The sequence below is a fragment of the Streptomyces luteolifulvus genome (genome assembly GCF_008806595.1).
GTDB lineage: Bacteria > Actinomycetota > Actinomycetes > Streptomycetales > Streptomycetaceae > Streptomyces > Streptomyces luteolifulvus.
This window is the reverse complement of sequence record NZ_VZRB01000023.1, coordinates 1-15,155: the sequence shown is the minus strand read 5'-3', so window position 1 is coordinate 15,155 and position 15,155 is coordinate 1. Positions and strand designations below refer to the sequence as shown.

Sequence of the window (15,155 nt, the reverse complement as noted above, 5' to 3'; positions counted from 1 at the left end):
CTTACGGCGTGCAAACCTTCGTCAGTTCGCCCGCCGCGTCCGTTACTCCGCTGATGTCGGGGGTCTCGTCGCCGTTCTTGATGGCGGTGTGGACCTCCTTCAGGGCCCGGCGCATGTCCTCCGTCGCCTTGTTCAGGTCGGCGTTGTCCGTCTTGTTGCCGATCTCGTCGAGGTTCTGCTCGATCGATTCGAGGGATTCGTCGACCTGGGTCGGGTCGTTCGACGCGTTCTCCACGGCCTGCTGGAGGTCGGTGACGCTGTCGGCGATGGCCTCGGCGGTCTGGACGCAGTCCAGGGCCTTGTTGACCGCGTCGCAACCGGTGGTGAGCCCGGCGGTGAGTGCGACGGCTGCCACGGTGGCGGCTATCGCGGTACTGCGGCGGACTCGACGTGCACGTCGGCTCGCGGCCATGTTCGTGTTCCTCCCCTTGGTGCAGGCCTCGGAGGCCCCCGTTGGTACCCGTACTGACGCGAAGGCGGGTGGCGCGGTTGCCCGCACCGTCCGCCTTTCTTGGGGCGTCCTTTACTTTGCGAGGACGGTATCAAGTGCCGCGCGCTGGATCGCGGCGAGCTCCGTACAGCCGGAAACGGCCAGGTCGAGAAGGGAGTTGAGCTCGTCCCGGGCGAAGGGCTCGGCCTCGGCGGTGCCCTGGACCTCGACGAAGCGTCCGTCGCCGGTGCAGACGACGTTCATGTCGGTCTCGGCGCGCACGTCCTCCTCGTAGCAGAGGTCGAGGAGGGGGACTCCGCCGACGATGCCGACGGACACGGCCGACACGCTCCCGGTCAGCGGCTGGCGGCCGGCCTTGATCAGTTTCTTGCCCTGGGCCCAGGAGACGGCGTCGGCAAGGGCCACATGGGCGCCGGTGATCGCGGCGGTGCGGGTGCCTCCGTCGGCCTGGAGCACGTCGCAGTCCAGGACGATGGTGTTCTCGCCGAGTGCCTTGTAGTCGATGACCGCGCGCAGGGAGCGGCCGATGAGCCGGCTGATCTCGTGGGTGCGGCCACCGATCTTGCCGCGGACGGATTCGCGGTCGCCGCGGGTGTTGGTGGCACGGGGCAGCATGGAGTACTCGGCGGTGACCCAGCCCTCGCCGCTGCCCTTGCGCCAGCGCGGGACGCCTTCGGTGACGGAGGCGGTGCAGAAGACCTTGGTGTCGCCGAAGGAGACGAGGACGGAGCCCTCGGCGTGCTTGCTCCAGCCGCGCTCGATGGTGATCGGGCGGAGTTGTTCGGGGGTGCGGCCGTCGATTCGAGACATGGCGACGAGCCTAGCCGCACCGAGGGAAGGGGCTCCTCCCCGTGGTGGTAACCCGGCGGGAAGAGCCCCTGACGGCGTCCGTGACGACGCTCCTGGCGACGCCCCGTGCGGGTGAGCCCACGAGGCTCACCCTGCTCACATCATGTCTTCGATCTCCGCGGCGATGGGATCGGCGTCGGTGCCGATGACGACCTGGATCGCGGTGCCCATCTTGACGACGCCGTGTGCTCCGGCGGCCTTGAGAGCGGCTTCGTCGACCTTGCTCGCGTCGGCGACCTCGGTCCGGAGGCGGGTGATGCAGCCTTCGATCTCTTCGATGTTGTCGATGCCGCCGAGCCCGGCAACGATCTTCTCAGCCTTGGTGGCCATGCTCTTTCTCCCTGATCCGAACCGCTTTGTCGCAGTAACCCACAGTTGGCCCATCTTTGCGAGCGGTCCTGTCGTGGGTGCCGAAGGATGGCGTTCACGACAGCGGAACCGCTCGCAACTGGTCTACACCACCCGCGGGCGGTAGCCAAGCGCGTCCCGCCCGGAGGAGCCCCCGATGAGTGCCGACAGCGCCGACAGCGCGGACAGCGCCGCCTCCGCAGGCAAGGGCATCAGCCCCGCGCGGGCCCGCCGGCACAGGCTGTTCCAGGGTCTGCAGAAGATGGGACGCAGCCTCCAGCTGCCCATCGCCGTGCTCCCGGCCGCGGGCATCCTCAACCGGCTGGGCCAGCCCGATGTCTTCGGGGACGAGGGACTTGGCTGGACCGACGTCTCGAAGGTGATGGCGGGCGCCGGCGGCGCACTGCTGGACGGCTCGTTCGGTCTGCCACTGCTGTTCTGTGTGGGCGTGGCCATCGGGATGGCGAAGAAGGCCGACGGGTCGACGGCGCTCGCGGCGGTGGTGGGCTTTCTCGTCTACTTCAATGTGCTGCGCCAGTTTCCGGAGGACTGTGCGGAGGGGTCGAAGCCGGTGGCGACCGGCTGTCAGGTGACCGAGGGAACGGTGACCGCGTTCACGTACCAGAATCCGGGGGTGTTCGGCGGAATCGTCCTGGGGCTGCTGGCCACGTTCTTCTGGGCCCGCTTCCACCGCACCAAGCTGGTGGACTGGCTCGGCTTCTTCAACGGCCGCCGGCTGGTGCCGATCATCATGGCGTTCGTGGCGATCGGGTTCGCGGCGCTGTGTCTGTGGGTCTGGCCGCCGGTCGGTGACGCGCTGGAGAACTTCAGCGACTGGCTGAGCGATCTGGGCGCCTGGGGTGCGGGGGTGTTCGGGATCGCGAACCGCGCCCTGCTGGTGGTCGGTCTGCACCAGTTCCTGAACGTGCCCGTCTGGTTCCAGTTCGGCACCTATGTGAAGCCGGACGGCACGGAGGTGCACGGTGACATCAACATGTTCCTGGCGGGCGACCCGAATGCGGGGCTGTTCACCTCGGGCTTCTTCCCGATCATGATGTTCGCGCTGCCGGCGGCGGCGCTCGCGATCACCCATTGTGCGCGGCCGAGCCGCCGCAAGGAGATCGGCGGTCTGATGCTGTCGGTGGCCCTGACGTCGTTCGTCACGGGCATCACCGAGCCGATCGAGTACTCGTTCCTGTTCGTCGCGCCGTTGCTGTACGTGGTGCATGCGGTGCTGACGGGTGTGTCGATGGCGGTGACCTGGGGGCTGGGGGTCCACGACGGCTTCAGCTTCTCGGCCGGCCTGATCGACTACATCATCAACTGGAATCTGGCGACGAAGCCGTGGGCGATCGTGCCGATCGGTCTGTGTTTCGCGGCGGTCTACTACGTGGTTTTCCGTTTCGCGATCACAAAGTTCGATCTGAGGACACCGGGCCGTGAGCCCGAGGAAGACGTCGAGGACGTCACAAAAGTCTGACCTTTTTCGGTCACTTCACGTAGCGAAACCTTCACGGGTTTTACGGGTTCCTTATCCCACCTCCATCGTGTACAACAGGTCTACACCACTGAGTGGTGTAGACCACGCACCACCCTGATGGAGGAAGTATGAGCTCCGCCACCGCCACCGCACCCCCAGCGAAGAAGCGGGGATCAGGCCTGTTCCAGGGCCTGCAGAAGGTCGGCCGAAGCCTGCAGCTCCCGATCGCCGTACTGCCGGCGGCGGGTCTTCTGCTCCGTTTCGGCCAGCAGGACATCCACGACAAGCTGCATCTGCCCGACAAGGTGACGGCGGTCTTCGCCACCGCAGGTGGTGCGATCTTCGACAACCTGCCGATGCTGTTCTGCATCGGTGTCGCGATCGGCTTTGCGAAGAAGTCGGACGGCTCGACCGCGCTGGCCGCGCTGGTCGGTTTCCTGGTCTACAGCAACGTCCTGAAGGCCTTCCCGGTCGCCGAGGCCAAGGTCCAGGCCGGTGCCGACGTGGCCGCCACGTACAACAACCCCGGTGTCCTCGGCGGCATCCTCATGGGTCTGCTGAGCGCGGTGATCTGGCAGCGCTTCCATCGCACCAAGCTGGTGGACTGGCTCGGCTTCTTCAACGGCCGCCGGCTGGTGCCGATCATCATGGCCTTCGTCGGCACGCTCGTCGGCGTCTTCTTCGGCCTGGTCTGGGAGCCCATCGGCGAGGGCATCTCGAACTTCGGCGAGTGGATCACCGGCCTCGGCGCCTTCGGCGCGGCCCTGTTCGGTCTCGTCAACCGCGCGCTGATCCCGGTCGGCATGCACCAGTTCGTGAACACCGTCTCCTGGTTCCAGATCGGTGACTTCAAGGACTCGGCCGGTGAGCTCGTCCACGGTGACCTCAACCGCTTCTTCGCCGGTGACCCGACGGCCGGTCAGTTCATGTCCGGCTTCTTCCCCATCATGATGTTCGGCCTCCCGGCCGCCGCGATCGCCATCGCGCACTCCGCCCGCCCGGAGCGCCGCAAGGCCGTGATGGGCATGATGGTCTCGGTGGCGCTGACCTCGTTCGTGACCGGTGTGACCGAGCCGATCGAATTCGCGTTCATGTTCATCGCGCCGCTGCTGTACGTGATCCACGCGGTCCTGACCGCCCTGTCCATGGCGATCACCTGGGCGCTCGGTGTGCACGCGGGCTTCACCTTCTCCGCGGGCTTCATCGACTACGCCCTCAACTGGAACCTCGCCACCAAGCCATGGATGATCATCCCGATCGGCCTGGTCTTCGCGGCGATCTACTACACGGTCTTCCGCTTCGCGATCGTCAAGTTCAACCTCCCCACCCCGGGCCGCGAGCCCGAGGAGGAGATAGAGGACCTCACCAAGGCGTGAGCCTCGGCCGTACGGCGTGACGAAGGCCCCGGGACCAGGAGGTTCCGGGGCCTCGTACGTTTCTAGATCTCGTACGTCCTAGATCTCGTACGTCTGCCGGGGCGCCGCCAGTTCCACCGGCCCGTCGTAGACGGCGCGCGCGTCGGCGAGGTTGACCTGGGGGTCGGTCCACGGGGGGATGTGGGTGAGCACCAGGCGGCGGGCGCCTGCCCGGGCCGCCGACTCACCCGCCTCGCGGCCGTTGAGGTGCAGGTCGGGGATGCTCTCCTTGCCGTGGGTGAAGGCGGCCTCGCACAGGAAAAGGTCGGTGTCGCGGGCGAGTTCGTCCAGCGCGGGGGTGGGGCCCGTGTCGCCGGAGTACGTCAGGGACTTCCCGCCGTGCTCGACGCGGATGCCGTACGCCTCCACGGGGTGCGCCACGCGTTCGGTGTGGACCGTGAACGGGCCGATGTCGAAGGTGGACGGCTTGACCGTGTGGAAGTCGAAGACCTCGCTCATGGAGGAGGCGGTGGGGGTGTCGGCGTAGGCGGTGGTCAGCCGGTGTTCCGTGCCCTCGGGTCCGTAGACGGGGAGCGGATCGCAGCGGCCGCCGTCGTGCCGGTAGTAGCGCGCGACGAAGTACGCGCACATGTCGATGCAGTGGTCGGTGTGCAGATGGCTGAGGAAGATCGCGTCGAGGTCGTAGAGACCGCAGTGGCGCTGCAGCTCGCCCAGGGCGCCGTTGCCCAGGTCGAGAAGCAGCCGGAAGCCGTCGGCCTCGACGAGGTAGCTCGAGCAGGCCGATTCCGCGGACGGGAACGACCCCGAGCAGCCGACGACGGTGAGCTTCATAAAGCAGAAACCTCCGCTGGCGGGAAAACGTTTCGAGAGGGGAGACGGGGGTCGTGCGGTTCGACGAGCGTAAGGCGCAAAAGGTCCTGTCGCTCCTCCGGCAAGGGCTGTTGTGGGCGAACTCACCTGTCCGGCGCCACCATCCGAGCTACTTGGTGTTCAGCTGTTCGGCCAAGATCCGAGGGCACAACGAGGGCACATCACGCTGCCTCGGACAGAAACTCCTCCACCGCCTCGCGGGTGTCCTTGTCCTCGTCAGGGAAAAAGCGGCCGTATGTCTCCATAGCTACCGTAACCGTGTCGCCGAGACGCGCGGCCACTGTCTTCGGCCCCTTCCCCTGTCTGATCAGGGGCGACGGCGTCGATGACGGCCTGGGGAACCAGCACCGTGCCGTACGACCGCTTCGTCCTGGGCGGGCACACCACCACGCCAGCGTAAGCCCGCTGTACCTGCTGCTCGACCTTTACGGTGCGCCGCAGCTCGCCCAGGGCGCCTGCACTGCCGTGAGCGGGGAGATCTCAGTGTGAGGGACCTCCACAGCCTTCAGCCCGGCGCAGGGGGCGCCGGTATCAGCTGATCACGGACCAGGTCGGTCAGCAGGGCTTGCAGCTCACCGGGCCGGATCGATGTCAGCCGCCGGTCGCCGAAGATCGGGTAGGCGTAGAGCCGCCGGACAGGTCGGCGCCTATTTCGGCCGCGCGACGGTCGGCGTCCGGCTTGCGCTCGAAGTTCTTTTGGCGCTGAGCCCCGGACGGATCGCGGTAGCGGACCTGCCACCGCTTGCCGCTGCCTGGCCGGCACTCGCCACGACCTTCTTGGTCTTGGTGCTGTGCTGCGCGCACACCTTCACACCCTCCGACGGGCGGGCCAGGTGCCACCGGCCAGGATCATGAGGCCTTCCAGGTATCTGCTTCTTCATCCGGGCTTATCCGGATGGCGCGGGCGAATTCGTCGATATCGTCGAGCGCTCGGAGGATCCGGCCGGCGTCAGGATCGGCCAGGATGATCAGGACGTCCGCGGCTTCCGTGCCCTTCTCGTAGCGCCTTGCATAGCGGAGGCCGACGTGCACCTCGTTGCTGTCTTCGTCCTGGTAGTAGCGCAGTACCCGCAAGCCGGTTCCCAGATGCGGGGAGTCGAAGTCCTCGACGATGGGGGGCTCGACGGTGTAGCTCGCGTCGGCGTGGGTCAGCTCACGCAGTGCCGTTTCCCGGTCCTCGCCCTCCTCGATCTCCACCAGGTCGACAAACGCGGGGAGCGGGATGCGGATCCAAGGGGAGAGATCCATGGCGTGCTTGACGTTGAGCCAGCTCACTCATAACTCCATCTGAACGTGCCGACCACCGCGTCGAACAACTCGACCAGCACTCCTGTGAATTCACTGTCGATATCGCCGTCACCCGGTGTGGAGAAGTTGATGCTGATCCAGCGACCGGGATCGTCCGGCACGGGGATCACATAGTCGACCCGCTGCGTCGGCAGGGCGGCCTGCTCTACGGCTTCGGGGGCGGAACTCGGCTTCTCCTCGTCAACGGTGGAGCGGTAGGCGCGGCGGAGTGCAGGTGCCCCTGCCACGTCAACCTTTGTCGCCCTTCCGCCGGGGACGTCCTCGTTGGCCAGTTGAGCGATCACTGCCTGTGGAGGAACGGCATGGTCCTGCTCGGCCCGCGGCGCGAAAGCAGTGCGCGCGAAGGATGCGCTGCGCCAGATCGGGGCGAGGGAAACACGGCCTGGGGCTACCCGACTGGAACGCCTGCTGGGTGGTGATGGGGAGGTCGTCAGCGCTACCAAGTTCGCCAAGGCCATGCGCGCTGAGTTCGGCAGGAATCCCGATGTGGTGAAGGCGGCCGATGCGGTGGGCAAGGCCGCAAACCTCGGGAACGCCAGGGCATACTCCGTGCCTGAATGTCGAGCCTCTCCGGTTCGGCTCGGTCGCGGCGTATGGGCAGCCCGAGACGGGTGGGCGAGGGTGCGGATCCTCGCGAGGGTGCGTGAGAGGGCGCGCGGCGGGGATTGCGCGCCGGTAACGTCGTCCGCATGGACACGTCCTGGTGGCTTGCGCTCGCGGCGGTGGTACTGCTCGCCCTGGTCGCCACGCTCATCGACGGCTGGGGACGCGGCCGTCGGCCGGAGGGTCGCCGGGGCCGGTCGCCCGGGCGGGCGACGGGACGGAGCGGGCGGGCCGCGCTGCCGCGGCCTACGGAGATCTGGTGGGCGAACGTCCCCCACGAGGACGGCCCGGGGGCGAAGGACCGGCCGTGCCTGGTCCTCTCGGTGCGCGGGCGGCGGGCGACCGTTGCGAAGATCACCAGCAGGTACCACGACGAGCGGACCGGGGTGATCCCGCTGCCGCCGGGCGCCGTGGGGGACGCCCGCGGCCGCCCCAGCTTCCTGGAGACGGGCGAGCTGCGCGAGGTCCCGGTGGGGGACTTCCGTCGGCGGGTGGGGGTGGTGGACCCGATCCTGTGGGACCAGGTCCGTCACCTCGCCGGGTAGGCCTCACGCCCAGAGCTGGCCCTGCAGGGTCTCGATTGCTTCCTCCGTGGTGGCGGCCGTGTAGACGCCCGTCGAGAGGTACTTCCAGCCGCCGTCGGCGACGACGAACACGATGTCCGCGCTCTCGCCCGCCTTGACGGCCTTGGTGCCGACGCCGATCGCCGCATGCAGCGCGGCGCCGGTGGAGACGCCCGCGAAGATGCCCTCCTGCTGGAGGAGTTCGCGGGTACGGGTGACCGCGTCGGCCGAGCCGACCGAGAAGCGGGTGGTGAGGACGGAGGCGTCGTACAGCTCGGGTACGAAGCCTTCGTCGAGGTTGCGCAGTCCGTAGACGAGGTCGTCGTAGCGCGGCTCGGCGGCGACGATCTTGACGTCCGGCTTGTGCTCGCGCAGATAGCGGCCGACGCCCATGAGGGTGCCCGTGGTGCCGAGACCGGCCACGAAGTGGGTGATGGACGGCAGGTCGGCGAGGATCTCGGGGCCGGTCGTCGCGTAGTGGGCGCCGGCGTTGTCCGGGTTGCCGTACTGGTAGAGCATCACCCAGTCGGGGTGCTCGGCGGCGAGTTCCTTGGCGACGCGTACGGCGGTGTTGGAGCCGCCCGCGGCCGGGGACGAGATGATCTCGGCGCCCCACATGCCGAGCAGGTCGCGGCGCTCCTGCGAGGTGTTCTCGGGCATCACGCACACGATGCGGTAGCCCTTGAGCTTGGCCGCCATGGCCAGGGAGATGCCGGTGTTGCCGGAGGTCGGCTCCAGGATGGTGCAGCCGGGCGTCAGACGGCCGTCCTTCTCCGCCTGCTCGATCATGTACAGGGCCGGACGGTCCTTGACGGAGCCGGTCGGGTTGCGGTCCTCCAGCTTCGCCCAGATACGGACGTCGGCGGACGGCGAGAGCCGCGGCAGGCGCACCAGAGGGGTGTTGCCCACCGCAGCCAGCGGGGAGTCGTAACGCATGAGCGCGCGGCTGCCTGTCAGGCCATGCCGCCGGCCACGGCCGGCAGGATCGTCACGTTGTCGCCGTCGGCGACCTTGGTGCTGATGCCGTCGAGGAAGCGGACGTCCTCGTCGTTCAGGTAGACGTTGACGAAGCGGCGCAGCTCGCCGCCGTCGACGATACGGGCCTGGATGCCGGCGTGCCGGGTCTCGAGGTCGGCGAAGAGCTCGGCGAGGGTGTCCCCCTTGGCCTCCACCGCCTTCTGACCGTCGGTGTGCTGGCGGAGGATGGTGGGGATGCGGACCTCGATGGCCATGGTGGCGGGCTCCTGTCGGGAAGGGTGTGGTCGGTGGGCGCGCGATGGAGGCACCCAGGCTTTCGCGCTGGGGGTGCGCCGCGGCTCACGGCCGTACGGCGGCAGGGAACGTCAACAGATGGCGCTGTTCAGCCTGCACAGGTCGACGTGCAGCCGCGCCACGAGCAGCACGCTCGGCGTCTTGGGGCTCACGTCGTTCACAACCATGGGGTCATCGTATCGATTCCCGGTCCGGATCCCGGAGTGTGATCTCGCATTGTGGAAGGCCGCTGACCGAAATGCGGGATCAGTAGGCCTCCACGACCTTGACCTCTTCCTCCGTGACCTCGCCCTCCACGATGCGGAACGAGCGGAACTGGAAGTCACCGGCCCCGTCGGTGTCCGCGGTGGACACCAGGACGTAGTGCGCGCCCGGCTCGTTGGCGTACGAGATGTCGGTCCGGGACGGGTAGGCCTCGGTCGCCGTGTGGGAGTGGTAGATGACCACCGGCTCCTCGTCGCGGTCGTCCATCTCGCGGTAGAGCTTGAGCAGGTCCTGGGAGTCGAACTCGTAGAAGGTGGGCGAGCGGGCGGCGTTCAGCATCGGGATGAAGCGCTCGGGGCGGCCCGAGCCCGCCGGGCCCGCGACCACTCCGCACGCCTCGTCGGGGTGGTCCTGGCGTGCGTGGGCGACGATCTGGTCGTGCAGGGCCTGGGTGATGGTCAGCATGGGGGTCAGGATAAGCAGAAGGCCGTTCCGTACCGATGGGTGGTACGGAACGGCCCGGATGCCGGACGTCCTGAGCGGCGGTCACACAGAGGGCGCCACGAGAGCTCCCTGCGGCCGGACGTCCTGGACGGTGGTCAGCCGACCTTCTCGAGCTCCGGCTCGCGGCGCTCGGTGACCTGCGGGTTGCGGCCCTTGAGGATCACCCAGCCGACACCGAGGGCGGCGGCCCAGCCGGCCATCACATACAGGCAGACGCGGGAGTCGGCGTCGTACGCGATGAGGCCCGTGACGAAGAGCAGGAACGCGATGGCGATGTACGAGCACACCGCGCCGCCCGGCGCCGGGAAGGACGAGGCGGGCAGGCGGCCCGCGACGACCGCTCGGCGGTAGAGGACATGGCTGACCAGGATCATCAGCCAGGTCCAGATGCCGGCCGCGGTGGCCACGGAGGTGACGTAGCCGAAGGCCTTCTCCGGGACGATGTAGTTCAGCACCACGCCGATGCCCATGAAGAGGACCGAGACCATGATGCCGAACGCGGGCGTCTTGGTGGCGGACAGCTTCTTGAAGACCGCGGGGGCCTCACCGCTGTCGGCCAGGGTGCGCAGCATGCGGCCCGTCGAGTACATGCCGGAGTTGCACGAGGACAGGGCCGCGGTGAGGACGACGAAGTTGACGATGCCGGCGCCGGCGGGGATGCCGATCATCGCGAAGGCCTTCACGAAGGGGCTGACGCCCTCCGCGAACTCGGTCCACTTCACCACGCAGAGGATGACGGTGAGGGCACCGACGTAGAACAGGGCGATGCGCCAGGGCAGGGTGTTGATCGCCTTGGGGAGGGTCTTCTCCGGGTCCTCGGACTCACCGGCGGTGACGCCGACGAGCTCGACGGCGAGGTAGGCGAACATGACGCCCTGGAGGGTCATCAGGGACGAGCCGATGCCCTTGGGGAAGAAGCCGTCGAAGGCCCACAGGTTGGAGACGGCGGCGGTGTCACCGGCGGAGCTGAAGCCGAAGGTCAGCACGCCCAGGCCGATGACGATCATGCCGATCAGTGCGGTGACCTTGACCATCGAGAACCAGAACTCGATCTCGCCGAAGAGCTTCACCGAGATCAGGTTGGCCACGAAGAGGACGACCAGGAAGACCAGCGCGGTCACCCACTGCGGGACGGCCGGGAACCAGTAGTTGACGTAGATCGCGGCGGCCGTCAGCTCGGCCATGCCCGTGACGACCCACATCAGCCAGTACGTCCAGCCCGTGAAGTAGCCGAAGAACGGGCCGAGGAACTCGCGGGAGTACTCCGCGAAGGAGCCCGAGACCGGGCGGTAGAGCAGGAGCTCGCCGAGCGCCCGCATGATGAAGAAGACGATGGCGCCCGCGAGGGCGTACATCAGGATGAGGCTGGGGCCGGCCTTGGCGATGTTCGCCCCGGCTCCCAGGAAGAGACCGACGCCGATGGCGCCGCCTATCGCGATCATCTGGACCTGGCGGCTGCCGAGTCCGCGCTCGTACCCCTCTTCGGAGGTCTTCTCCGTGTCGACCTGAGCGGAGGTCATATGGTGGTGCGCCCTTTCTCCATGCCGATCCGGGCCTCTCGTCGGCCTCGGATCGGGCCTCGATCCCCCCGGATTGATGGAGTTGAGCGGGCTCCGGGAGCCCGCTCACTGCCTGGCCGGCGATCGCCGGCTCGGTGGCGCACCCGGCTGGCACATGGGTGGTGTTCGCCGGGCGGTCGTGAAGATTTATCACGGCCGCATCATTGATCGACGGGGAGAGAAGTGGCGCATGCCACAAGAAGAAGGGGGTGAAGCGGACAGAACCGGGGCACTCCCGGCCGTCGCGGTGACATGATCGTTATCCGGATTTGAGCGTCCGCTGAGCGAACACAACACCGTCACAAGTCGGCGCAAGTCATTGCATAAGCGTGGCGACGAGGGTCTCCTGAAGCCCGCCCAGCCACAGATACGCCATCACCATCGGCTTGCGCGGGTCCTCCTCCGGGAGCCGGTAGAGGAGTTCGGTGTCGTCCTCGTCGGTGATCTCCAGCCGGGAGCCGATGGCCAGACGCAGGTCGTTGAGGGCGCTCAGCCACTGCATCGACTCCTGCGCCGACAGCTTGAGCACCGCCCCCGTGTCCCCCGCAGACGACAGCGCGTCCAGGGACCGGATCACCGCGAGCGCGTTCTCACGCTTGCCCGCTCGCAGGTCGTTCTCGGTGTAGCGGCGGAACTCGGCGGAGTAGGCCCGCCACTCCTCGGCCTCCTGGGGTCCCGGGGCCTCCTCCGGACCGCCGTAGGCGTCGGGGAAGAGCCGGCGCAGCACCGGGTCGGCGGGCGGTTCGCTCGGGCCCTCGGCGAACAGCTCGGCGAGCGGGTCGTCCGGCGCGTCCTCGGCGGGACCGGGACCGATGAGCTGCAGAAGCTGGACGGCCAGCGACCGGATGATGGAGATCTCGACGTCGTCGAGCGCGACGGCCGCGCCGCCGCCGGGGAGTGGTTCGAATTGTCCGGGCATGAAGAAAGTTCGCTACTTCCGGTCCTGCGCGCTGGGTCGGGTCATTTCCGGTCCTGCTGGAGGGTGGCCCACAAGCCGTAGCCGTGCATGGCCTGCACGTCGCGTTCCATCTCCTCGCGGGTACCGCTGGAGACGACCGCCCGGCCCTTGTGGTGGACGTCGAGCATGAGCTTGGTGGCCTTGTCCTTGGTGTAGCCGAAGTACGTCTGGAAGACGTACGTCACATAGCTCATCAGATTGACCGGGTCGTTGTGCACGATCGTGACCCAGGGGACGTCCGGCTCGGGTACGGCGAAGACCTCCTCCGCCGACTCGGTGCGTTCGATCTCAAGGGGAGCGGGTGACGTCACAGTGCCATGCTGCCACCCGAGGGGGGTGGACGCACAAACCGGCACCGCAGACAGGCACTCGACCTGAAATCGTCAGAGTGACGAAATGGGGGTAGTATCCGCGTCATGAACACAGCGGACCTGGGGCTGCCGGTGGACGTCCCCTCGACGGCGCTCTTCACCGACCAGTACGAGCTCACGATGCTGCAAGCCGCGCTGAAAGCGGGCACCGCCGAGCGGCGCAGCGTCTTCGAGGTCTTCACCCGCCGGCTGCCCGACGGGCGCCGCTACGGCGTGGTGGCGGGCACCGGGCGGGTGCTGGACGCCGTCGAGAACTTCCGCTTCGACGCGGACGTCCTCGGCTTCCTGCACGAGCGGAAGATCGTCGACGAGGACACCCTGGAGTGGCTGGCGTCGTACCGCTTCGGCGGTGACATCTGGGGCTACCCCGAGGGCGAGGTCTACTTCCCGGGCTCCCCGATCATGCGTGTGGAGGGCACCTTCGCCGAGTGCGTGCTGCTGGAGACCGTGATCCTGTCCGTCCTCAACCACGACTCGGCGATCGCCGCGGCGGCCTCCCGGATGGCCTCCGCCGCGGGCGACCGCTCGCTGATCGAGATGGGCGCCCGGCGCACCCACGAGCTGGCCGCTGTGGCCGCCGCGCGCGCCGCGTACATCGGCGGCTTCACCACCACCTCCGATCTGGCGGCGGGCTTCCGCTACGGCATCCCGACGGTCGGGACGAGCGCGCACGCCTTCACCCTGCTGCACGACCGCGAGCGCGACGCCTTCCGGGCCCAGGTCGACTCGCTGGGCCGGGGCACGACCCTGCTCGTCGACACGTACGACGTCGCCGAGGCCGTCCGCACGGCCGTCGAGATCGCCGGGCCCGAGCTGGGTGCCGTACGGATCGACTCCGGCGACCTGCTGCTGGTGGCGCACCGGGTGCGGCAGCAGCTGGACGAGCTGGGCGCGGCCGACACGAAGATCGTCGTGACTTCGGACCTGGACGAGTACGCGATCGCCTCACTGGCCGCGGCGCCCGTGGACGCGTACGGCGTCGGCACCCAGCTGGTGACCGGTTCCGGCCACCCGACCTGCTCGATGGTCTACAAGCTGGTCGCGCGCGCCGAGTCCGCCGACCGGAGGGCACCGCTGCTGCCCGTGGCGAAGAAGTCCACCGGCGGCAAGACGTCCATCGGCGGCCGCAAGTGGGCCGCGCGGCGGCTGGACGAGTACGGGGTGGCGGAGGCGGAGGTCGTCGGCACCGGGCCCGTTCCGTCCGCGCTCGCCGGCCAGGAGCTCCTGATCGAGCTGGTCAAGGGCGGCGAGGTGGTCGCCCGCGAACCGCTCGACGTGCCCCGCGAGCGGCACGCGGCCGCCCGCGCCGGCCTGCCGTTGTCGGCGACCCAGCTGTCGCGCGGGGAACCGGTCATTCCGACGGAGTACGTCCCGTCACGCTCGGGTAGCTAAAGCAGGTGCCCATCCGCATACAGCACGGAAAAGCGCCAGGAAACGCGCTCCGAAACACCCCTTCCCGCACCGTGCCCGAAGTCAATAGGCTCGGAAGTTCACCGACTGTCACCGCCTGGGCCCGCACCCCTTCCTCTCTCCCGAACCCATAGTCGAAGGACACCGACCATGCGCCGCGCCTTGATCGTCGTAGACGTGCAGAACGACTTCTGCGAGGGAGGCAGCCTCGCGGTGGCCGGGGGTGCCGATGTGGCCGCCGCCATCACCGAGCTGATCGGGCAGGCGCCCGCCGGATACCGGCATGTGGTGGCGACCCGCGACCACCACATCGCCCCGGGCGGACACTTCGCCGACAACCCCGACTATGTGCACTCCTGGCCCGCGCACTGCGTGGCCGGCACGGAGGGCGTGGGCTTCCACCCGAACTTCACCCCGGCCGTCGCCTCCGGCGCGATCGACGCCGTCTTCGACAAAGGGGCGTACGCGGCGGCGTACAGCGGATTCGAGGGCCAGGAGGAGAACGGGGTCCCACTGGGCGACTGGCTGCGGGCCCGCGGGATCGACGAGGTGGACATCGTGGGCATAGCGACCGACCACTGCGTACGCGCCACCGCACTGGACGCCGTCCGCGAGGGCTTCCGCACGACGGTCCTCCTCGACCTCACGGCCGGGGTGGCCGAGGACACCACGGACCGGGCGATGGAGGAGCTGCGGGAGGCGGGCGTGGAGCTCTCCGGGAAGCCCGTCGTCTAGGGCCTGTCGTTTGGATCAGCCCGGCGTCGCGGGGTCTGGCACGCACATCTGCCGCGTTGTCGTCGGTTGCCGACGCTCCGCGTCGACGCCCTCCTCCGCCTTGCAGCTGCACGCACCAGACCCCGCTCGGGTCGGCCGAACGGCTCCGTACCTCACGGCCGGCCTGATCCAAACGACAGGCCCTAGTGCTGCTCCGCGTTAGTTCGTGGAGGGTGGTGTGGTCCAGGCGGTGGGGTCGTTGAGGTAGAGGCCGCAGGCACAGTCGAGGGCTTCTTCGGGTGAGCCGAATGGCAG

18 protein-coding genes are annotated in these 15,155 nt (G+C 68.3%); 5 read left to right on the top strand and 13 right to left on the bottom strand.

Annotated features, from left to right (window positions below):
- Position 1 precedes the first annotated feature (1 nt).
- The 3 genes from F7R91_RS28025 to F7R91_RS28015 all read right to left on the bottom strand — a co-directional run bounded on the left by F7R91_RS28025 (position 2) and on the right by F7R91_RS28015 (position 1,630).
- Positions 2 to 412: a hypothetical protein gene (locus tag F7R91_RS28025; protein ID WP_150952771.1), complete on the bottom strand. Its 411-nt coding sequence runs from the start codon at positions 410 to 412 to the stop codon at positions 2 to 4.
- 111 nt (positions 413 to 523) lie between these two features.
- Complete coding sequence (gene rph / locus F7R91_RS28020) at positions 524 to 1,261, bottom strand: ribonuclease PH (RefSeq protein WP_150952768.1); 738 nt, start codon at positions 1,259 to 1,261, stop codon at positions 524 to 526.
- Between the two features lie 135 nt (positions 1,262 to 1,396).
- The gene (locus F7R91_RS28015; protein ID WP_150952765.1) at positions 1,397 to 1,630 is read right to left on the bottom strand and encodes a glucose PTS transporter subunit EIIB; all 234 of its coding nucleotides are present in this window, start codon (positions 1,628 to 1,630) and stop codon (positions 1,397 to 1,399) included.
- Positions 1,631 to 1,805: 175 nt separating this feature from the next.
- Between F7R91_RS28015 and F7R91_RS28010 the strand changes: the two genes are divergently transcribed.
- Both F7R91_RS28010 and F7R91_RS28005 read left to right on the top strand, forming a co-directional pair.
- On the top strand, positions 1,806 to 3,128 hold the full coding sequence (locus F7R91_RS28010; RefSeq protein ID WP_150952763.1) for a PTS transporter subunit EIIC: 1,323 nt from the start codon (positions 1,806 to 1,808) through the stop codon (positions 3,126 to 3,128).
- 128 nt (positions 3,129 to 3,256) lie between these two features.
- Complete coding sequence (locus F7R91_RS28005; RefSeq protein WP_150952760.1) at positions 3,257 to 4,504, top strand: PTS transporter subunit EIIC; 1,248 nt, start codon at positions 3,257 to 3,259, stop codon at positions 4,502 to 4,504.
- 78 nt (positions 4,505 to 4,582) lie between these two features.
- Here the strand turns inward: F7R91_RS28005 and F7R91_RS28000 are convergent, their stop codons facing one another.
- The 3 genes from F7R91_RS28000 to F7R91_RS27990 all read right to left on the bottom strand — a co-directional run bounded on the left by F7R91_RS28000 (position 4,583) and on the right by F7R91_RS27990 (position 7,197).
- Positions 4,583 to 5,335, bottom strand: a complete 753-nt coding sequence (locus tag F7R91_RS28000; RefSeq protein ID WP_150952758.1) for an MBL fold metallo-hydrolase — start codon at positions 5,333 to 5,335, stop codon at positions 4,583 to 4,585.
- Between the two features lie 888 nt (positions 5,336 to 6,223).
- Positions 6,224 to 6,649, bottom strand: a complete 426-nt coding sequence (locus F7R91_RS27995) for a hypothetical protein (RefSeq protein WP_150952755.1) — start codon at positions 6,647 to 6,649, stop codon at positions 6,224 to 6,226.
- Entirely contained in the window at positions 6,646 to 7,197 is a 552-nt protein-coding gene (locus F7R91_RS27990; RefSeq protein WP_150952752.1) for a hypothetical protein, read from the bottom strand. The genes F7R91_RS27995 and F7R91_RS27990 overlap by 4 nt, the downstream gene beginning before the upstream one ends.
- A gap of 174 nt (positions 7,198 to 7,371) precedes the next feature.
- Here F7R91_RS27990 and F7R91_RS27985 point away from each other — a divergent pair, with 174 nt between their 5' ends.
- Positions 7,372 to 7,830 (top strand): type II toxin-antitoxin system PemK/MazF family toxin, encoded by a 459-nt coding sequence (locus F7R91_RS27985; RefSeq protein WP_150952749.1) that lies wholly within the window; start codon positions 7,372 to 7,374, stop codon positions 7,828 to 7,830.
- A gap of 3 nt (positions 7,831 to 7,833) precedes the next feature.
- Here the strand turns inward: F7R91_RS27985 and F7R91_RS27980 are convergent, their stop codons facing one another.
- From F7R91_RS27980 to clpS, 7 genes are all read right to left on the bottom strand, one after another.
- Complete coding sequence (locus F7R91_RS27980) at positions 7,834 to 8,784, bottom strand: PLP-dependent cysteine synthase family protein (protein ID WP_150952746.1); 951 nt, start codon at positions 8,782 to 8,784, stop codon at positions 7,834 to 7,836.
- A gap of 17 nt (positions 8,785 to 8,801) precedes the next feature.
- A complete protein-coding gene (locus tag F7R91_RS27975) occupies positions 8,802 to 9,080 on the bottom strand; it encodes a MoaD/ThiS family protein (RefSeq protein ID WP_150952743.1) in 279 nt (92 codons plus the stop codon).
- 111 nt (positions 9,081 to 9,191) lie between these two features.
- Positions 9,192 to 9,287 carry a putative leader peptide gene (locus F7R91_RS44085; RefSeq protein WP_331000638.1) on the bottom strand — a complete coding sequence of 32 codons (96 nt, stop codon included), beginning with the start codon at positions 9,285 to 9,287 and terminating at the stop codon, positions 9,192 to 9,194.
- Positions 9,288 to 9,366: 79 nt separating this feature from the next.
- Positions 9,367 to 9,789 carry a Mov34/MPN/PAD-1 family protein gene (locus F7R91_RS27970; protein ID WP_150952740.1) on the bottom strand — a complete coding sequence of 141 codons (423 nt, stop codon included), beginning with the start codon at positions 9,787 to 9,789 and terminating at the stop codon, positions 9,367 to 9,369.
- Between the two features lie 134 nt (positions 9,790 to 9,923).
- Positions 9,924 to 11,348 (bottom strand): amino acid permease, encoded by a 1,425-nt coding sequence (locus tag F7R91_RS27965; protein WP_150952738.1) that lies wholly within the window; start codon positions 11,346 to 11,348, stop codon positions 9,924 to 9,926.
- Between the two features lie 355 nt (positions 11,349 to 11,703).
- A complete protein-coding gene (locus F7R91_RS27960) occupies positions 11,704 to 12,306 on the bottom strand; it encodes a DUF2017 domain-containing protein (RefSeq protein WP_150952735.1) in 603 nt (200 codons plus the stop codon).
- Positions 12,307 to 12,347: 41 nt separating this feature from the next.
- A complete protein-coding gene (gene clpS / locus F7R91_RS27955) occupies positions 12,348 to 12,656 on the bottom strand; it encodes an ATP-dependent Clp protease adapter ClpS (protein ID WP_150952731.1) in 309 nt (102 codons plus the stop codon).
- Positions 12,657 to 12,761: 105 nt separating this feature from the next.
- Between clpS and F7R91_RS27950 the strand changes: the two genes are divergently transcribed.
- On the top strand, positions 12,762 to 14,108 hold the full coding sequence (locus F7R91_RS27950; protein ID WP_150952728.1) for a nicotinate phosphoribosyltransferase: 1,347 nt from the start codon (positions 12,762 to 12,764) through the stop codon (positions 14,106 to 14,108).
- A gap of 168 nt (positions 14,109 to 14,276) precedes the next feature.
- A complete protein-coding gene (locus tag F7R91_RS27945; protein ID WP_150952725.1) occupies positions 14,277 to 14,861 on the top strand; it encodes an isochorismatase family protein in 585 nt (194 codons plus the stop codon).
- The last annotated feature ends 294 nt before the right edge of the window (positions 14,862 to 15,155 follow it).

Excerpts from the sequence above, each read along its gene's own strand:
- rph (WP_150952768.1), bottom strand. The coding sequence starts at position 1,261 with ATGTCTCGAATCGACGGCCGCACCCCCGAACAACTCCGCCCGATCACC.
- F7R91_RS28025 (WP_150952771.1), bottom strand. The coding sequence starts at position 412 with ATGGCCGCGAGCCGACGTGCACGTCGAGTCCGCCGCAGTACCGCGATA.
- F7R91_RS28005 (WP_150952760.1), top strand. The coding sequence starts at position 3,257 with ATGAGCTCCGCCACCGCCACCGCACCCCCAGCGAAGAAGCGGGGATCA.
- F7R91_RS28015 (WP_150952765.1), bottom strand. The coding sequence starts at position 1,630 with ATGGCCACCAAGGCTGAGAAGATCGTTGCCGGGCTCGGCGGCATCGAC.
- F7R91_RS27965 (WP_150952738.1), bottom strand. The coding sequence starts at position 11,348 with ATGACCTCCGCTCAGGTCGACACGGAGAAGACCTCCGAAGAGGGGTAC.
- F7R91_RS27980 (WP_150952746.1), bottom strand. The coding sequence starts at position 8,784 with ATGCGTTACGACTCCCCGCTGGCTGCGGTGGGCAACACCCCTCTGGTG.
- F7R91_RS27975 (WP_150952743.1), bottom strand. The coding sequence starts at position 9,080 with ATGGCCATCGAGGTCCGCATCCCCACCATCCTCCGCCAGCACACCGAC.
- F7R91_RS27960 (WP_150952735.1), bottom strand. The coding sequence starts at position 12,306 with ATGCCCGGACAATTCGAACCACTCCCCGGCGGCGGCGCGGCCGTCGCG.
- F7R91_RS27985 (WP_150952749.1), top strand. The coding sequence starts at position 7,372 with ATGGACACGTCCTGGTGGCTTGCGCTCGCGGCGGTGGTACTGCTCGCC.
- F7R91_RS27970 (WP_150952740.1), bottom strand. The coding sequence starts at position 9,789 with ATGCTGACCATCACCCAGGCCCTGCACGACCAGATCGTCGCCCACGCA.
- F7R91_RS44085 (WP_331000638.1), bottom strand. The coding sequence starts at position 9,287 with ATGGTTGTGAACGACGTGAGCCCCAAGACGCCGAGCGTGCTGCTCGTG.
- F7R91_RS28010 (WP_150952763.1), top strand. The coding sequence starts at position 1,806 with ATGAGTGCCGACAGCGCCGACAGCGCGGACAGCGCCGCCTCCGCAGGC.
- F7R91_RS28000 (WP_150952758.1), bottom strand. The coding sequence starts at position 5,335 with ATGAAGCTCACCGTCGTCGGCTGCTCGGGGTCGTTCCCGTCCGCGGAA.
- F7R91_RS27950 (WP_150952728.1), top strand. The coding sequence starts at position 12,762 with ATGAACACAGCGGACCTGGGGCTGCCGGTGGACGTCCCCTCGACGGCG.
- F7R91_RS27945 (WP_150952725.1), top strand. The coding sequence starts at position 14,277 with ATGCGCCGCGCCTTGATCGTCGTAGACGTGCAGAACGACTTCTGCGAG.